Raw genomic sequence first — 17,488 nt, 5'->3', positions numbered from 1 at the left:
AATGACAATAAACACAAGGCAATAGTGGCGTGGCATCATTCATTTAAGGAAGAAAGGAAAAGTAATGCTTAAACAACGATTATTTGAACGTTTATTGGCCGGGAATGTATCGATGAATACGTCGGTATCAGTAATGATATTAACGGAGTCCATTAAAAATCACGTCACTCAATTACTCTCAACAAGGCAAGGTGACGCAAAAATTCGTCCCGATTTAGGTTTACCAGATTTGAATATCTCACACATGACGCCTCATGATGCGATTCTGCACATTAAAAGAGAGGTAGAACGTGTCATCTCACAGTACGAAACTCGAATCATCAATACCAAAGTTAATTATTTAGGTAATATAAACAGCCCTATTCATCTTTATTTTGAAATCAATGGTGATATTTTATTAAATAACCAACTAACGCCTATTTCTTTTAATACTTACGCTCAAAAAGTTAACACTAAGCCTTATAACTATGAAATTCAAGGCCTGGCATGAGTTTTAATACCTATTATCAAACAGAATTAGCGGCATTGAGAGAGCTTGGAAAATCATTTTCAGAAGAAAATCCCGCCTTAGCCCCTTTTCTTGGACAAGAAGGGTTAGATCCTGATATTGAACGCTTATTTGAAGGTTTCGCTTTCTTAGTCGGTCGATTACATCAACGTCTTGATAATCAATTACCTGAGTTAACACATTCATTAATGCGATTACTTTGGCCTAACTATGTTCAAGCAATTCCCGCAATGAGTACATTGAAATTTACACCGAATGCAGAAGCGACTCAATGCTCAACTATCCCCCGAGGGACTAAAGTGAAAAGTCAGTTAATTGATGGGGTTCATTGTCAGTTCAAAACCTGCTATGACGTTGAGTTGTATCCAATTAGTTTACATTCATCTTCCTTTACCGCGAATGGAAATGGCGGGATCTATCAACTACGATTAGAATTACCGACAGGCGTTGAATTACATTCTTTAAATATGAATAAATTAAAAATTCATTTTAATGGGGATAAAGCCAGTAGTCTTTCATTAATCATGGCACTTTGCTCATCCACTACTCAAGCCGAATTTTGTGCATTAAATAGCGATAATGAGTTAATTAATCGGTCTACCTTTCCAACCAAGAGTATCAAATCCGTTGGTTTTTCATCGCAAGAAGCATTATACGATTATCCATTAAACACATTTGAAGGATACCGTCATATTCAAGAATTCTTTTGCTATCCAGAAAAATATTACTACATTGACTTAACTGAACTTCCTGTATGGCCAGCTCAGTTTAGTCAAGGATGTAAGTTCATCGATATCAAATTTACCTTAGCTCACATTACTCAACAGCCTTTTTATGCTACTCGAATACAACCGGCTCTTTTTTGCACACCCATTGTCAATTTATTCACAACGGATACTCAACCGATTTTATTAAGTCATAGAAAAGATCAATATAAAGTAACCCCATCCTCTTTAAGTGACAGCAGCAGTACTATTTTATCCGTTGAAGAAGTGCATGGATGGACCCCGGGACAAAAAGGTCGCATTAATTTCTATCATTTTGAATCTTTTGAACATAACGATACAAATAAACACGCCAACTATTACAGCATCAAACAAGAAAAAAACATTGTCAATGGTCACTTTGATACATACTTATCTTTTCGTTCATTAAATACATTTTCAAATAACATTACGGTATCGATTAGCGTTACCGCATGCAATGGACAACTTGCACAACGCTTATCCGTCGGCAGTATTACTCATGCAACGGAACAGACAACAGGATCCGCTACCTTTTCAAATATTCGCGCAGTCACGCCTTGTTATACTCCGCCGATTGAAAAGGATGGGCTCTGGTCTTTGATCTCCAATATGTCTCTCAATTACCTCTCATTAACAAAGCCAGAAGCATTTAAACGCATTTTACTTGCCTATGATTTTGCAGGACAACAGGACGACTCTAGAAGAAAAAAACATCGTCGATTAATTGATGGTATCAAACACATCACAACAAAACCTTCCGATATGCTTTATGAAGGTGCGCCTGTTCGAGCAATGAATACCCAATTATCACTTAACAGTAAGCACTTTTTATGCGAAGGCGAACTCTACTTGTTTTCATCCGTAATTAATGAATTTTTATCGCTATACACCAGCATGAACTCATTCAATCAACTCAATGTGACAAGTACTTATGGAGGCGACTATTCATGGCAACCACGAATGGGGCAACAACCTCTAATTTAAGTCCAATATCAAAAAATAAAGCGATTGATATAAAGATAGAATACATTGGACAACTGTCACTAATGAAAGCCTTAGATCACGTTTGTCATCAACTTATTCAATACCATCCTTGGTCTTATGATGAAGCCTATGATCGTATTCAATTCATCGCAAATCCATCACAAGGCTTTGCACCAAGAGAGATACAAACCGTGACCGTTCTCATGCAGGACGATGGTCTACCAAAAGTACTCTTAACGCTTAATATGCTATCGCTGATTGGGGCTTCATCACCTCTGCCTCATTATTATAATGATTATTTACAACAAGATGAAAACAACATCATCAAACCATTTTTAGATATTTTCCACCACCGCTTACATCGCCTTATCCGTAGTGTCTGGCAAAAATACCGCTACAACGCTGCTTTTCGCAAAGGCGCTAATGATCCTTTTTCTCAGCATATTTTTGCATTATTGGGATTAAAAAGTGAAGAGCTACGCGATGATGATTCAATCAATTGGTCTCGATTATTTCCATACTTAGGGTTACTCAGCCAACGAGTTCGATCGGCAAATACCATTGAAGGCCTACTTCGTTATTACTTTCAACACCCAAATATACACATTGAAGAGTGCATTCTACGCCATTGTAAAATTCCGAATCAGCAGCAATGCACATTAGGAAATACAAACTCCTTACTCGGAGCCGATGTTGTTCTTGGTGACAGCACGCCAGATCGTGCAAACAAATTTAGAATTCATATAACTGAATTAACTTGGGATCATTTTCATTCATTTTTAACCAATAAACCAAACTGGATCACATTAAATCGCTTAGTTCGATTCACTGTAAAAGATCCGCTAGATTTCGATATTCAACTTCATTTAAAAAACGATGAACCCCGTCCATTAACGCTATCAGAAAGTAATGAATGCTGTCTGGGTTGGACAAGTTGGCTCGGCTCAAAACCAAATGAAGGACGCATAACACTTTCAGGGAAGACATTATGATTAACGTAGAATTACCACAATTAATAAAAACATTAGATAAAGAGTCACACCTTGCTCTTGAGCAAGCCGCTCAACTTTGTGTCACTCGCGGTGGTCATGAAGTTCTATGTGAAGATTTTATTTTAGCCGCACTAAATAACCCTCAAAGTTTTTGGAATAAAGCCTGTATTCAATATGAGGTATCAACTGAAAATTTAATCGAGGCATTGCAACATGGTCGTCAAAGTCGATCCTCTGAAAGCAATAACCCTGTTATCTCTACAGCGCTTATTGAATGGCTTCAAGAAAGTTATTTATACTCAATGTTAGAAATGAAACTCTCTGAAATACTCTCAGCTAACTTACTGTTAACCCTACTGGCACACCCTAATAAATATGGCCATACTCCTTATTACCGTGAATTAAGTGTGATTCCTTTAACTGACTTAAAGCAACAAGTCGAAGGCTTAATCAATTCTGTTACTGAAAATAAAACAGTCAACCATGAACATCAAGATGCACTTAGCGCCTATACCACAAATTACACACAATTAGCAAAAGACAACAAGATTGATCCCGTTCTTTGTCGAGACAGTGAAATCCGCCAAATGATTGATATCTTGGCTCGTCGCCGTAAAAATAATCCTATGATTGTTGGTGAGGCGGGTGTTGGAAAAACGGCATTAGTTGAAGGTCTTGCAATAAAAATAGCGCAAGGCGAAGTCCCTGACATTTTAGAAAATGTCTCATTACTTTCCCTTGATCTTGGTTTATTACAAGCAGGTGCAAGCATTAAAGGCGAATTTGAACGTCGTCTAAATTTAGTGATCAAAGCAGTACAACAAAGCCTTACTCCGATTATTTTATTTATTGATGAAGCTCATACGCTTATTGGCGCTGGTGGGCAAGCAGGAAGTAACGATGCTGCCAATTTATTAAAACCCGCCTTAGCACGTGGAGAATTAAGAACAATTGGCGCGACAACATGGTCTGAATACAAAAAATACATCGAAAAGGATCCGGCTTTAGCTCGTCGCTTCCAACCGATAAAAGTCGACGAACCGACCGTTTCTCAAGCCATTACGATTCTAAGAGGATTGGCTGATAAATACGAAGAGAGCCATGGTGTCTATGTGAGAGATGATGCCATTGTTGCCGCCGCTGAATTATCAGCGCGTTATATTACCGGTCGACAATTACCAGACAAAGCCATTGATCTACTCGATACCGCGTGTGCACGTGTAAAAATAAACCTTAAAGCCAAACCTCAGCCTTTAGAAGCGTTATTTCATATTATCGCGATTACTCAACGAGAATTAAATTGTGTACTTAGAGATAAGCAGGCAGGTATTCATATTGATGAAAAGCACATATATGATCTTGAGAATAAACTGCAAGAAACACAGAGCAAAGCACAACACCTTGAGCACGATTGGCTTAATCAAAAAGAATTAGCTGAAGCACTATTAACGTCTCGTATTAATGTCGCTCAATGTGATGACAGCCAAGAATGTGAACAACTTCTGAGTATCCAAAAAGAGACCTATCATGCACTGATGAAAGCTCAATCAAACCAAGTCTTAGTTAGTTATGAAACCTGCCCATCACTTGTTGCTGAGGTCATTTCTCACTGGACCGGAATACCAATGAGTACCTTACTACGTGGACAAGCTTCTCAAGTATTAACGCTTCATACTCAATTAAAACAACAGATAAAAGGCCAAGATCAAGCCATTATTGCCTTACAGAAAGCAATTCAAGCCACGGCAGCAGGACTTAATAATCCCAATGCACCCACAGGCGTTTTCTTATTTGTAGGTCCAAGCGGCGTAGGGAAAACACAAACAGCACTAGCGATTGCTGATTTGATGTATGGCGGAGAACAATTTCTTACCACGATAAATATGTCCGAATTTCAAGAAAAACACACCGTTTCTCGATTGATCGGCTCACCTCCAGGCTACGTCGGCTATGGTGAAGGTGGTGTTCTAACCGAAGCCGTACGCCAACGCCCTTATTCTGTCATACTGTTAGATGAAGTTGAAAAAGCCGATTCTGAAGTCATGAACTTGTTCTATCAAGTCTTTGATAAAGGGGTAGTAAATGATGGTGAAGGTCGAGAAATAAATTTTAAACAAACCTTAATTATCATGACCTCAAACCTTGCCTCTGAACACATTGAGTCATTATGCAATCAAGACGAGTTACCTTCAGTAGAATCACTCACTAAAGCCATTCGTCCAATTCTGAATCAATATTTTAAGCCCGCGTTAGTCGCTCGTATGAATATCGTTCCTTTTTACCCACTGGATTTAGAGAGTATGGAAGCGCTTGTTGATATTCGTATGCAACAATTAAGTCAACAATTACAAAAGCAGCGTATAGCCCTCTACTACGATGCTCATATTATTAGCCATATAGCCAAAAGCTGCACGCTAACAGAAACCGGGGCTCGTAATATTGATGCCATTATTAATGGTCAGCTTAAACCTGCATTTTCATCTCAAATACTATTGGCTCTTGCTCAAAAAGAACCTTTAAAAGCAATCTCAGTGAATATTGATGAGGATGGGCAAGTATATTGTCAATTTGAACAGCACGGTACAGGTGAGGAAGACGTATGCCTGCCAAATTGATGAATATACACCCGGTTAAAGACGATAATCTAATGAAGGTAACTCAATGTTGGCTTCAAGGGATCATTAAGCACAGTAAAGCGACCAAAGTGATTTGCTTTCTTTCTCAAACCTCTGGAATGGAATTAATAAAAATAGCGGAAGGATGCAGTAATGGCATTCAAACTTGTTTTTCAGAGCCAGTATCAAGAGGTCGAGATCAGAAAAAAAAGACAATAAGTACCGAATATAATCAATTTAATACACTGACCTTATGCATGAGTGAAGGACGCAATTTTAACCTTCACTTTAGTCAATGTAGCGATGAAATCAAAAACATTATCTTTACCCCATCAGAGCATTATGAATTAACGGATGGAGAAGTAGAGTTTATGCCATTAATTAATTCTAAAAAATGTGTTTCTGGCGTACTCGTTTTCTATTTCTCAGATTTTATTACGTACAAACAAAGCGATCGACAAACAATACAAACATTAAATTCTCTCGCAATCGATCGTGTCGCGTTAACGAGTAAACACCAACAAGAATTATTAAAAACAAGAATAGACAGTCCCTCACACGCACAGTGCATTCCTGCTAATTTTAATATTATTGGAAACAGTAATGCGATGCGTGAAGTTCGACTCAATATATCTAAAGCACTCCATATTAACCGTAACATACTCGTCACTGGGGACACTGGCAGTGGCAAAGAATTAATAGCAAAAGCCATTCACCAATTTGGCAATCGTCGTAATGAACCTTATGTAGTACAGAACTGTGCCTCTATTCCTGAACATTTGTTAGAAAGTGAATTGTTTGGTTATGAAAAAGGGGCGTTTACTGGCGCTGACCGTAATTATATAGGCCTAATACGTTCGGCAGATAAAGGCATTCTATTTCTTGACGAAATAGGCGACATGCCCAGTTCATTGCAAGCCAAATTATTACGCGTTTTAGAAGAAAAAAAAGTTCGCCCTTTAGGATCAACAACAATTTATGACATTGATGTCAAAGTCATCGCAGCAACACACCAAGCATTAATGAAAAAATTGAACACGGTGAATTTCGACAAGACCTTTATTTTAGGTTAGCTCAATTCCCCATCGTATTGCCGCAACTCAAAGAAAGAACAGGCGATATATCATTGCTCGCTCACTTCTTTGTTGCGCAATATGCCATAGAACAAAATCAACCAACACCAGAACTCAGTGATGGTTTTCTTGATTCATTACAAACGTATCCATTTCCTGGAAACGTTAGGGAGTTAAAGAATATTATAGAACGTTGCTGTATAGAAGATCCCCACGCGCGACGACTAAATAAATCCATTCTTTTACGTGTTCTGAATGAATTCACCGTAATATCACCCATCGTACATTCATCAAATGACTCACTATTAACAGGCAGTCTATCCACTCAAATAGAACAATTTGAGAAAACGGTGCTCGTTCAATATTTAGAGAAACATCAGGGTCATCTACAAACCATTGCGAACCGATTAGAGCTATCAAAAGGCTCTTTAGATTATCGTCTACGCAAATTTAATTTATCTGCCAAGGAATGGAGATTCTAAGCATGTTATTACGTTTATCATTATTCACCACGATTTTAATGCTTAGTGCATGCAGTAACTATGATGATTACCGACCTGTTGGCAATCCGGCACCACAAGAACAAACAACTCTCGTTTCAGAGGAGAAATAAAATGGAACTCGCCTTTGATATTATTCAATCACAAGATTTACCTATCGATACCCTACCTACTTTTACCTTTAAAAAGGCAGGAGGCACCATTGGCCGTAGTCCCAATTCAGATTGGTATATCGCAGACAATAAACGCCAACTGTCGAATGTTCACGTATCCATAAGTTATGAAAATGATCAATTTTTCATTTCAGACAGCAGCACAAACGGAACTTATCTTGATGGGCAAGAGGCTTCACTAAACAACGGGGAATTGCACCCTGTTTCTCATGGTGATATTTACGAATTAGGTTTAATAAAAATTCGAGCTCGCTTGCTACAAGACCCAGAAAATTATATTTCACCAAGCCAAAACACGCTTGATTCTTCCTCAAATGATGAGCAATCTGTCTTTAATATGATCCCTGACGACAGTTTTTTAAGCAATGCGCCTATCGAAGAATTACTTAACACCGATGAAGACATTATTTTAAAACAAATCGAAGATGCGGTACCCGCTCAATCTCAAATGGACGATACCTTACTTAAAGAACAATTCATTTCTCCCGTTTTATATGATGACTTTGATGAAGAAAATGATGCGGCCTCTTATACCGGAGAAGAACAGATAATAGAAGACCCCATTTTTTCTACTCAAACTAGATCTACGGATAACCCAATACCAGAATCTAAAGAAAAAACGATAGAAAAAGAGAATACTGCCGAACAATCTCAAGCCTATTTAGCCGCGTTATCAAAAGGCCTAGGGATTGAATTAACCAATCTAGAAGATCCAGAGCAAACATTATTTGATGTTGGTAGCGCATTAAGAAGTTCGATCAATGGCATTCAACAGCTTTTACGAACCCGAACTGAAATTAAAAATAAACTCACCGCGAATGCCACCACCATTCAGGCTCAGGGAAATAACCCAATTAAGTTCAGCCATGATGTCAATGATGCCCTTAATGTCATTATTCACCATAAACCCGGCTATTTACAGGGGATTGAAGCCATAAACCAAAGCTGTAAAGACATACAAGCCAACCAACTCGCCATTCATGATGCTTGCCAACATACCTTGGATGCACTCATAGAAAAGCTATCACCACAGACATTAACATATCGGTTTGTACAGGATGGTATTCAAACAAAATTCACAAAACCAGACGCATTGTACTGGCAAGCCTATAAGAAACTGCATGAGCAAATAAGTCATGATTCTGATTGGAGAAATGCCTTACTAGAGCAAGACTTTGCGAAACAATACGAATCTCAACTGCAAATGTTATCTGCCGCTTTACGCGTGTAAAACACAACTAATGATAATTAAAGGAATACATTCATGAAATCGTTGTTCGCTTTATTGACGATATTAATGTTCAGTGGCTGTAGCAATACCCCTGAACCAACCTACGTTGCATTAACCCTTAATGCTTCGGCAAATCTTAACCCTGATCATGTTGATCGTCCATCACCACTCGTTATCAGGATCATTGAACTGTCATCAATCACAAGTCTTGAGAATGCCGAATTCTTTGATTTATACAACAATGCAAAAGCCAATTTAGGTCCTGATTTTATTGCAGAAGAAGAAATAATCTTACGTCCCGGCGATAAAAAGATCATCAAACTAAAATTAAGTGAAAAAGGACAATACCTTGCTGTTATTGGCGCTTATCAAAATATTGAAAGTGCCGATTGGCGTTATATTTATACCGTTGAACCAGAAGAAGCTCAGAAAATAGAATTGATAGCGACGGATACCTCTATTGTAAAGCTGGAGCGCGTAAAGAAAAAAAACACAACCCCAGCTAATAACTCCCACATTTAGAGGACATCGCTATGCAAAAAGTAATATGGAATGAAGGCATGCTATTACGCCCTCAACATTTCCAGCAAAATGATCGTTATTATAATCATCAATTACAAACGAGAACCCAACAGCAACACCGCTTCAATTGGGGATTTCATTCTTTAAGTTTTGATAATCACCACCTATCTGTGGGAAAAATCGTGATAAATCAAGCCAGTGGTATTTTACCTGATGGTTCATTATTTGATATCCAGCACCAAGCAACGCCGATTATTTGGGAATCTGACGAACCAAAAACAAACCTCACATTATATTTGGCTTTATCTTTATCCACCGTGAATAGTCCGGAAGCTCGTAGTGACAAAGAAGCAGGCATTAACACTCGCTATCTTTCTTATGATCTCACTATTGCAGATAACAACGCTCAAATACAAAACTTACAAACAATCTCTTGTGGTGAATTAGATTTTCATATCATTACAGAAGAAGAACTAGATAATCACTGGGTAAAATTGAAACTCTGTGAAATAAAACAAGTCACTCCTGAAGGCGCAATACAGTTAAACCAAAACTTTGAAGCGAGTTTCATTAATGGTCAGCACTCTTCCTTGGTTCATCGCTCTTTGCGAGAAGTATTAACGTTAGTCACTCATAAAGCTGACATTCTTGCAGAACGAATTACTCAATCAGGCCATGCGACATCAGAGATCGGGGATTTTTTATTACTTCAATTACTGAATAAATACGAACCTCAATTGCACTACTTAAACCAATGCAATCAATATCATCCAGAAGAGTTGTACTTATTACTTGCCACACTACAAGGCGAATTAGCAACCTATGATTCAGCTCAACGTCGTGCAGAGTTAAGTCTTGCTTATAACCATAAAGAACAAGGGGATTCCTTCGAACGCCTTCTTTTCCGTCTTCGTAAACAATTAAACCAATCACTCAAACAAAATGCCTTTGAGATCCCACTTCAAAAACGTAATCACGGCGTTCTCATTGCTCCGATTTCAGATACGAGCTTGTTACAAGAAGCCTCCTTTATTCTTGCCGCCCGTTCTCATACGGATGCAGAAACGTTACGTAAGCAGCTTCCTCCACAGTTAAAAGTAGGCCCTGTTGAGAAAATTCGAAACTTAGTCAACTTACAATTACCAGGAATAACTTGCCGATCGTTATCGGTCGCACCACGACAAGTCCCTTTCCATGGCGATTATTGTTATTTTACTCTTGATTTGAATGCGAATGACCGATCTCAATTAACTCAATCAGGAGGTTTTGCGTTCCATATCGCTGGAGATTTTCCAGAACTGTCCCTCTTTTTTTGGGCTATAAGGAATAAATAATATGAGCAGCATGGATGACCGCACGGTACTTATTACCCAAGATCCAAATCAAGTTAGCCCTACGTTAACTCAGAGCCCCAATGCCCCAAAGTTTGATCAATTACAAAATCGAATGGTGTATGCCGCTCGTATCAAACCTGAAGAGTACAACTTTGCTGGCAACAATCCACTGATTAGCGCCGCATCGTCTTTGCTTTGTATTACGTGTGATTTAAAGAAAGAAACGTATCAAGATATAGATCTACTCAAGCCTAAATTAGTCGAAGAAATTAAATCATTTGAATTCCAAGCTTTAAATTCAGGCGTTGAGAATAACTACGTCGCACTATCCCGCTATTTACTGTGCTCTTTTATTGATGAAGTGGTTGTTACTACACCTTGGGGAGCCGAAAGCCACTGGGCATCACAAAGTATGCTTAGTAGCTTTCACAATGAAACCTATGGCGGTGAGAAGTTTTTTCTGTTGCTTGAAAAGCTAAGTCGAAATCCAGCTAAGTATTTAGAATTATTAGAGTTAATGTATTTATGCTTAAGCTTAGGTTTTGAAGGTAAATACCGCGTTTTATCCCGAGGTTTAATTGAATTAGACGCCATTCGAGATTCTTTATACCGCCAAATTCGATCGTTACGTGGTGATGAGAAATCAAGTCTTTCGCCAAATTGGGAGCCTAAACAAGTGCAACGACATAAGCTGACAAGACAAACATCATGGGTAGGCATTGTCTGCGTAGTTCTGTTTTCTTTATGTGCTATCTATGGTGGTTTTTACTATGTATTAGACCAGCAATCAGCTCACGTTATTCAAGCATTTGAACACATTGAATTATAGGATTGTCAGGGATGAAATCATTTTTTAACGCTTTATTAAATACGCTCAAGCAAACATGGTGTTGGTCTTTATTTATCGCCTTATTTATTGCCCTTCTTTTTTGTTTGTTTGGCCATTACATCGCGATAGCATCGACGCCATTAATTGAGTCGACGACAGGAAAAATATTAACGGTTATCGTCTGTCTTATTTTATGGGGTACCTATAACCTCTCTCTTTGGTGGTTAGCAAAACGAGAAGCACAAAAAGAAGAAAATAAAGACGCATACCAAGCAGCTCAAACAGAGTTGGCTTATGTACATGAGCATTCAAACATACTAAAAGAAAAACTTGATACGGCTATTGCCACAATTAAACGGGCTGGATTGTATGGGAAATTAAATAACAACATTAAATACCAACTGCCTTGGTACATGATTATTGGCCCTCAAAATAGCGGAAAAACGACTTTACTAGAATGCTCAGGGCTCGATTTCCCCCTAAATCAAACCGATGGGCATTACACAAGAGACATCCAAAATAGCCAACATTGCGAATGGTACTTTGGTAATCATGCCGTATTATTAGATGCTGCAGGACGCTTTTTTGATCAACATGAACACGAATTGACGAGCCCTATTTGGATTCGTTTTCTAAAAGCACTGCAAAATAAACGCCGTCGTCGCCCTCTTAACGGCGTAATTTTAACCATTGATGTCAGTGCATTACAGTCACCTGATGAGAGTAGCATTGAACTTCAAGCTCGTTATGTACGCGAACGCCTACAAGAGTTAAGACACGAGTTAAGCTCTGATATGCCGATTTATTTTCTGTTAACAAAAATGGATAAGGTCGAAGGATTTGAACCTTTTTTCTCCTCTCTTTCTCGAGAAGAAATGGACCAAGTTTTTGGAATTACATTCAACGAAGGCGAAGGGCAGAAAGCCGATAAAATAAAACATGAGTTTGAAAAGCTAATTTTACGAATAGATTCTCAAGTAATGTCTAAATTACATGATGAGAGAGACGTAATGAAACGCGCAGAATTGTTGCAGTTTCCCCGCCAATTAAGCTTTTTAGCCGAACGTTTAGCTCTATTCTCTGAGCTGGCATTTACCAAAACACGCTATCACCAAGCCGCTCATTTACGTGGTTTGTATCTCACCTCCGTGCCTGAGCCAAGCCATCAACATACAGAATCGACAACATCAAGTATTGGACAAAACTTAGGGATAAGTTCTCGAGTATTACCGACCTATCAACACCAACGAGGCTTCTTTATTCGTAAACTATTAGATGATGTTATTTTCCCTAACAGTGAATTAGCGACTCTTGATGACAATTATGAAAAGAGAATTAAAATAAAGAATGCCTCTATCTATGCATTTTCATTTTCAGTTGTCATCGGGTTAGGCGCACTATGGGCAACGAGCTTTTTAAGTAACCATACTAAACAGCAGCAGTTACTCACATTTGCTGACGATTATAACCAATCGATTGTTCATCTTTCTCCTCTTGCCACCTCTATTGAACTATTACCTACATTAGATACCTTATTATTGGCAACAAAAGTGTATCAATCAGATGAATCTTCATTTACTGAAGGATTCACCGGATTACAACAGGACAAAAAATTAAAAGAAGCGGCAGAAAAAGCTTACCATAATCAACTTAACCATTTATTACTTCCAAAAATAACCAGTGAGTTAGAATACCAAGTAACGAATAATCAAGAAAATCGAGAATTTTTAACCCCTTCACTTCGCGCTTATCTCATGCTTAATTTACATGATCACCTTGATAGAAAATACCTTGAAGAATGGATGAGCTTACATTGGTCATATTTATACAGTGGCTCAGCAACCGAACAACAATCGTTGCAAACTCATTTATCTAATTTACTTAATATTGGTTTTGAACCTGTTGAATTAAATAATAATCTCATTGCGAAATCACGAAAATTTCTGCGTGAAGCTGACACGTCAGAGTTGGTTTACTAACAGCTGAAACAAGACGCCAAAGAGATGAAACTGCGTGACATCAAAATCAGTGACCATCTAGGGCCAAATCAAAATCTATTTAATCACACCAATATTATTATTCCTGGGCTGTTTACTCAAAAAGGGTACCAAACCGTTTTCTTAAGCAAAGGATTAGACCAAGTAAAACAACTCATTGATGAGAATTGGGTCATCGGACTATCAAGCGATTTAAGTACTAATGAAATACGTAATTTATATTCAGAAGTTGAAGACCTTTATTTTCATGATTACATCCGCTACTGGAAAGATGCGGTCGATCAATTGCAAATAAAACCCTCACGTAATATCGATGAAGCGATCCTGCAGATATCAAACATCACAGGCTCAAGCCAACCTATATTAAAATTACTCAATTTAATACGTGAGAACACAACGTTTATAGACCAAGCTCAACTGGCTGAAAATACCGCAAAAACGGCGAAGAAATTACCGATAAATCACAAATTAAAAAAATCGCTTCTCTTGGTCTCCATAGTGTCGAAGAGCGGTCACAAAGCGCACGAAAAGCAGTCAGTAATCAATTTGAATCGCTGAATTTATTATTAACTGATAAAGCACAAGCGACGATCCCATTAGAAGATGCTCTTGTCGTGATAAATGAACTTGGGGGACGTCTTTCTATGGTTAAGTACTCGCCGAACCAAGATTCATCAGCCTTTAAAATTGCACGAGATCGCATGCAAGGAATGCCAAATGAATTAAATGATATTCGAGTCATGGCAGAAACATTACCGCAACCACTCCAACAATGGTGGAGACAAGTTGCGAATAATACATGGGGGATTTTACTTACCCATTCTAGAAACCACATACAAATGGTCTACCAAGACAAAGTCGTCAATCATTACGACGTCGCACTCGCAGGTCGTTATCCATTTAGAAACAGCAATCAAGACGTTAATATTGCTGACTTTGATGAATTTTTCCAAACTGGGGGGATTTTAGATCATTTCTACGATGTTTATTTAGCTTCATTTGTGCATAAACAAAAAGGGAAGTTTTTAGAGAAGCAACTAAACGGACGCTCTTTAGGCCTCTCTAACTCTTTTTTGAACCAATATTATTTTGGCTTAACCATTCAAAAAATGTTCTATGGCTCAAAAGGAAAAGAAGCAAATGTCTCCTTCCGAATTGCCCCATTTGAACTGGATGCGAGTGCTCTGCAATCAACCTTCTATTATGGTAAAAATAAGTTTGCTTATCGTCACGGTCCTATTCAGAAGAAACAGTTCACTTGGCCTATTACAAATCAACGTCAATACGTCAGCTTTGTCTTGCAAGACTTAAGCGGCACAAAAGTAGTTAATCAACAAAACTCTGGTCCTTGGGCTTTCTTCAGAGTATTAGATAAGTTCACTGTAAATAAGTACCGAGGACAAGATGTCATCAAAGTCGATTTTAAAAACCGAGGGATGAACGCAAAGTACCTTATTTATAGTGACCGAACACCGAACCCATTTAATCGTAAAATTCTGACTAATTTCTATCTTCCAAAAAGGATTAATGGATAAGTCAACAATTTCAAATGGCTTATTTCTCTGCAGAAGGAAAAGTAAGGGACAAAAATGAAGATTCTATTTTGTCTCTTACTGAACAAGGGATTTGGGTCGTTGCTGATGGAATGGGTGGCTATGAACACGGTGAGATTGCCAGTGGCATGATCACTGATTCATTTAAAACAGAGCAACTTCATGGGACATTAGAACAGAAAATCACAAAAGCAAAACGAATGCTTTTAAAAGTAAATCATCACCTAAGTCAGGAAAAAACGCTCTCTCGTAGTCGCATCATTGGCAGTACCGTTTGCATGTTAATCGCTCATCATGGGCACATGGCTTGTCTTTGGGCTGGTGACTCAAGGTGCTACTTATTTCGACATAAAAGACTGTATCAAATATCAAAAGATCACACTCAAGAACAGAATGGAAAAGAGGCTCTAACTCAAGCCATTGGAATGGGGAATAACTTGCAAATTGAACACTGTATCATCCCCCTTCAACATCAAGATACGTTCTTACTCACAAGTGATGGGGTACATAAATACCTATCAAATGCCATGATAGAAGCTTGCATGGCATTACCTAGTACGCTTAAGGGATGCTATCACCTAAAAGAGCAAGTGTTACTGACTCCTGCAAATGACAATTTATCTGCAATAATGATTAAGGTGTATCGATGAATATAGATCAGTTTATCAATGGGTATGATTCTATCGACAATACAATAGACTCAACGAAAGCTATGTGATATATAGGTTAAATTAGTCACGGTTAACGACCACAATGTTTCTAATAAGGCTTTATTTTTAGAAGAGGGATCTTGAATGAATTGTAATAAAACCCGATTATCCGCAAGTAAGTTCAATGAAGTGCCTAACTGAGAACCAATAAAATAAACTTCTTTTTTACTGTAATTCAGTTGATGCTTAGCTTCATTTTGCCCATCAGTGTAAATTGTATTTAGTTGTGTCTCATACTGATTTCCAAAATAAAACATTGGAGTAATCCCGATTAAGACCATGGTAATAACAAAATACTTTATTTGTTTAAAATTAATACTGTTCTTCACTGCTTGCCAACATTTTTCTTTTATTCTACCAAATCAATAAATTTAAATAGTGATATCACCCGAGTAAATAGAATCACTAGCGTGATATCACTATTTAAATTTATTCATACAAAAAAGCTCGAAAATAGCTCGAGCTTTAAGATTAAAATCAATTATAACCAAGAGTTACTCATTAAAAGCCATAATTTAAGCTTAATGTACTGTAAATCTCATCGTGTGTCTTCCCTGTTGCTACCACGCTGTTATAAATATATTCAGCGTCTAACATGAGCGATAAACTTTCCATTAGCTTATTCTTTAAGAATACATGCGTCGTTGTAGTTGTATTTGAACTGCCATAATCGACACGGACACCACCACCAGCTTCTAAGCCATCTGTTATTTTTGATTGCCCTTCAATAAAAAAGTTCGCAATCATTTCTTTTTCTGAATTATTAGGTAAATCGTCATCAAATACTTGGCGTTTAGAGTATCTATAACCAGGCCCCGCCCCGACATCTAATGTTGAATGTTCAGTATCAATAATATTCGCACCAAAACCGCCGACTAATAGTGCTTGCTCACAATAAGTCGCAAATTGGTCATGTTCATATTTCGCATTACCAAAAGCAAAGATTCTCTCAGTGATGTCATACTTTACATCATAAATTATCTTATTCTTATTGGTTCCGTCATCCTCTTCATTACCTTTTGTGTAATACGTAGAAAATTCGCCAGTATGATGCCATCGTGCTTCTTTATACTTTAAAGTAATACCAGAATTAACTGACATCGAGGTTTCATCTGTTTTTGAATAAATGAAACCGACTTTCGCATCACCACTAAACTCACCAGAAACATCATCTTCTTCTGCCGCTACGGCGGAAAAATTAAATAAAGTAAGTGCCGAAATAAACGATGCTATCGCAGTTAACCTAAACATGTGTATCCTCTTAAATTGATTATAATTGTTAATGATTATAACGGGGTTTAATTTATTGAATGCCAAACCTACACGGTCGTATTACATTTAAGACATGGTCTATCGCAGATTTTAGTTTAAATTCCTTGTTTGTGTTGTTTAATTAAGCACTTGGCCTGTTTTTTACTATTTATCCTTGCAATCTACATAGCCATGTTTAATAATCTCTCTCGTTCTAACGAACAACAGAATCTATGGAGGCCCTGGTCCTCCCGCAACACTAACTCGTGAACTCGGTCAGATCCGGAAGGAAGCAGCCGCAGCGAGTGACGTGTGTGCCGGGATGTGGCTGGGGCTTCCACCCAACTCCCCTTTGTAAAACAACATCCTCAGCTTTATTATTCCCCTAAATTAAATTCGTAATACAAATAAAACCAACATTGTTCTAACTTCATCAAATCAATACTTTGCTGTTTATCTATATTGTTTAG

At 37.9% G+C, this 17,488-nt stretch carries 15 protein-coding genes, 1 other RNA gene and 1 pseudogene; 15 read left to right on the top strand and 2 right to left on the bottom strand.

What is annotated here, in order from left to right:
* The first annotated feature begins 64 nt into the window (after positions 1-64).
* The 14 genes and pseudogenes from tssE (at position 65) to VSAL_RS06085 (ending at position 15,707) form a co-directional block, all read left to right on the top strand.
* The gene (gene tssE / locus VSAL_RS06135; RefSeq protein ID WP_012549868.1) at positions 65-490 is read left to right on the top strand and encodes a type VI secretion system baseplate subunit TssE; all 426 of its coding nucleotides are present in this window, start codon (positions 65-67) and stop codon (positions 488-490) included.
* Positions 487-2,238 carry a type VI secretion system baseplate subunit TssF gene (tssF, locus tag VSAL_RS06130; protein WP_012549867.1) on the top strand — a complete coding sequence of 584 codons (1,752 nt, stop codon included), beginning with the start codon at positions 487-489 and terminating at the stop codon, positions 2,236-2,238. The genes tssE and tssF overlap by 4 nt, the downstream gene beginning before the upstream one ends.
* Positions 2,202-3,230 (top strand): type VI secretion system baseplate subunit TssG, encoded by a 1,029-nt coding sequence (gene tssG / locus VSAL_RS06125; RefSeq protein WP_044583219.1) that lies wholly within the window; start codon positions 2,202-2,204, stop codon positions 3,228-3,230. Before tssF ends, tssG begins: the two co-directional genes overlap by 37 nt.
* Entirely contained in the window at positions 3,227-5,845 is a 2,619-nt protein-coding gene (gene tssH, locus VSAL_RS06120) for a type VI secretion system ATPase TssH (protein ID WP_012549865.1), read from the top strand. Before tssG ends, tssH begins: the two co-directional genes overlap by 4 nt.
* Positions 5,830-6,918, top strand: coding sequence for a sigma-54 factor interaction domain-containing protein (locus VSAL_RS06115; protein ID WP_231850891.1), 1,089 nt, complete (start codon positions 5,830-5,832; stop codon positions 6,916-6,918). The genes tssH and VSAL_RS06115 overlap by 16 nt, the downstream gene beginning before the upstream one ends.
* Before the next feature lie 17 nt (positions 6,919-6,935).
* The gene (locus VSAL_RS23780; protein ID WP_231850890.1) at positions 6,936-7,400 is read left to right on the top strand and encodes an AAA-type ATPase lid domain-containing protein; all 465 of its coding nucleotides are present in this window, start codon (positions 6,936-6,938) and stop codon (positions 7,398-7,400) included.
* A gap of 2 nt (positions 7,401-7,402) precedes the next feature.
* A complete protein-coding gene (locus VSAL_RS24065) occupies positions 7,403-7,531 on the top strand; it encodes a hypothetical protein (protein ID WP_023604607.1) in 129 nt (42 codons plus the stop codon).
* 1 nt (position 7,532) lies between these two features.
* Positions 7,533-8,822 (top strand): type VI secretion system-associated FHA domain protein TagH, encoded by a 1,290-nt coding sequence (gene tagH, locus VSAL_RS06110; protein WP_044583218.1) that lies wholly within the window; start codon positions 7,533-7,535, stop codon positions 8,820-8,822.
* A gap of 33 nt (positions 8,823-8,855) precedes the next feature.
* Complete coding sequence (tssJ, locus tag VSAL_RS06105; RefSeq protein WP_012549863.1) at positions 8,856-9,344, top strand: type VI secretion system lipoprotein TssJ; 489 nt, start codon at positions 8,856-8,858, stop codon at positions 9,342-9,344.
* Positions 9,345-9,355: 11 nt separating this feature from the next.
* Positions 9,356-10,678, top strand: a complete 1,323-nt coding sequence (tssK, locus tag VSAL_RS06100) for a type VI secretion system baseplate subunit TssK (RefSeq protein WP_012549862.1) — start codon at positions 9,356-9,358, stop codon at positions 10,676-10,678.
* A 1-nt stretch (position 10,679) separates the two neighbouring features.
* Positions 10,680-11,507 (top strand): type IVB secretion system protein IcmH/DotU, encoded by an 828-nt coding sequence (gene icmH / locus VSAL_RS06095; protein ID WP_012549861.1) that lies wholly within the window; start codon positions 10,680-10,682, stop codon positions 11,505-11,507.
* 11 nt (positions 11,508-11,518) lie between these two features.
* Positions 11,519-14,062 (top strand): annotated as a pseudogene (gene tssM / locus VSAL_RS06090) (type VI secretion system membrane subunit TssM).
* 86 nt (positions 14,063-14,148) lie between these two features.
* The gene (locus VSAL_RS23775) at positions 14,149-15,039 is read left to right on the top strand and encodes a type VI secretion IcmF C-terminal domain-containing protein (RefSeq protein ID WP_231850889.1); all 891 of its coding nucleotides are present in this window, start codon (positions 14,149-14,151) and stop codon (positions 15,037-15,039) included.
* A gap of 14 nt (positions 15,040-15,053) precedes the next feature.
* Positions 15,054-15,707, top strand: a complete 654-nt coding sequence (locus VSAL_RS06085; protein ID WP_012549860.1) for a PP2C family protein-serine/threonine phosphatase — start codon at positions 15,054-15,056, stop codon at positions 15,705-15,707.
* Between the two features lie 50 nt (positions 15,708-15,757).
* On the opposite strand, the gene VSAL_RS06080 is transcribed toward VSAL_RS06085, so the two are convergent.
* Together VSAL_RS06080 and VSAL_RS06075 are read right to left on the bottom strand one after the other, a co-directional pair.
* On the bottom strand, positions 15,758-16,024 hold the full coding sequence (locus VSAL_RS06080) for a hypothetical protein (protein WP_231850888.1): 267 nt from the start codon (positions 16,022-16,024) through the stop codon (positions 15,758-15,760).
* 244 nt (positions 16,025-16,268) lie between these two features.
* Positions 16,269-17,018, bottom strand: coding sequence for a DUF481 domain-containing protein (locus tag VSAL_RS06075; RefSeq protein WP_012549859.1), 750 nt, complete (start codon positions 17,016-17,018; stop codon positions 16,269-16,271).
* Between the two features lie 240 nt (positions 17,019-17,258).
* Between VSAL_RS06075 and ffs the strand changes: the two genes are divergently transcribed.
* An RNA gene (gene ffs / locus VSAL_RS22400) (signal recognition particle sRNA small type) lies at positions 17,259-17,355 on the top strand.
* Positions 17,356-17,488 lie beyond the last annotated feature (133 nt).

The organism is Aliivibrio salmonicida LFI1238 (assembly GCF_000196495.1).
In the GTDB taxonomy this organism is placed as follows: Bacteria; Pseudomonadota; Gammaproteobacteria; order Enterobacterales; family Vibrionaceae; genus Aliivibrio; species Aliivibrio salmonicida.
The sequence above is the reverse complement of the archived record's forward strand: the minus strand, read 5'-3'. Positions and strand labels throughout refer to the sequence as shown.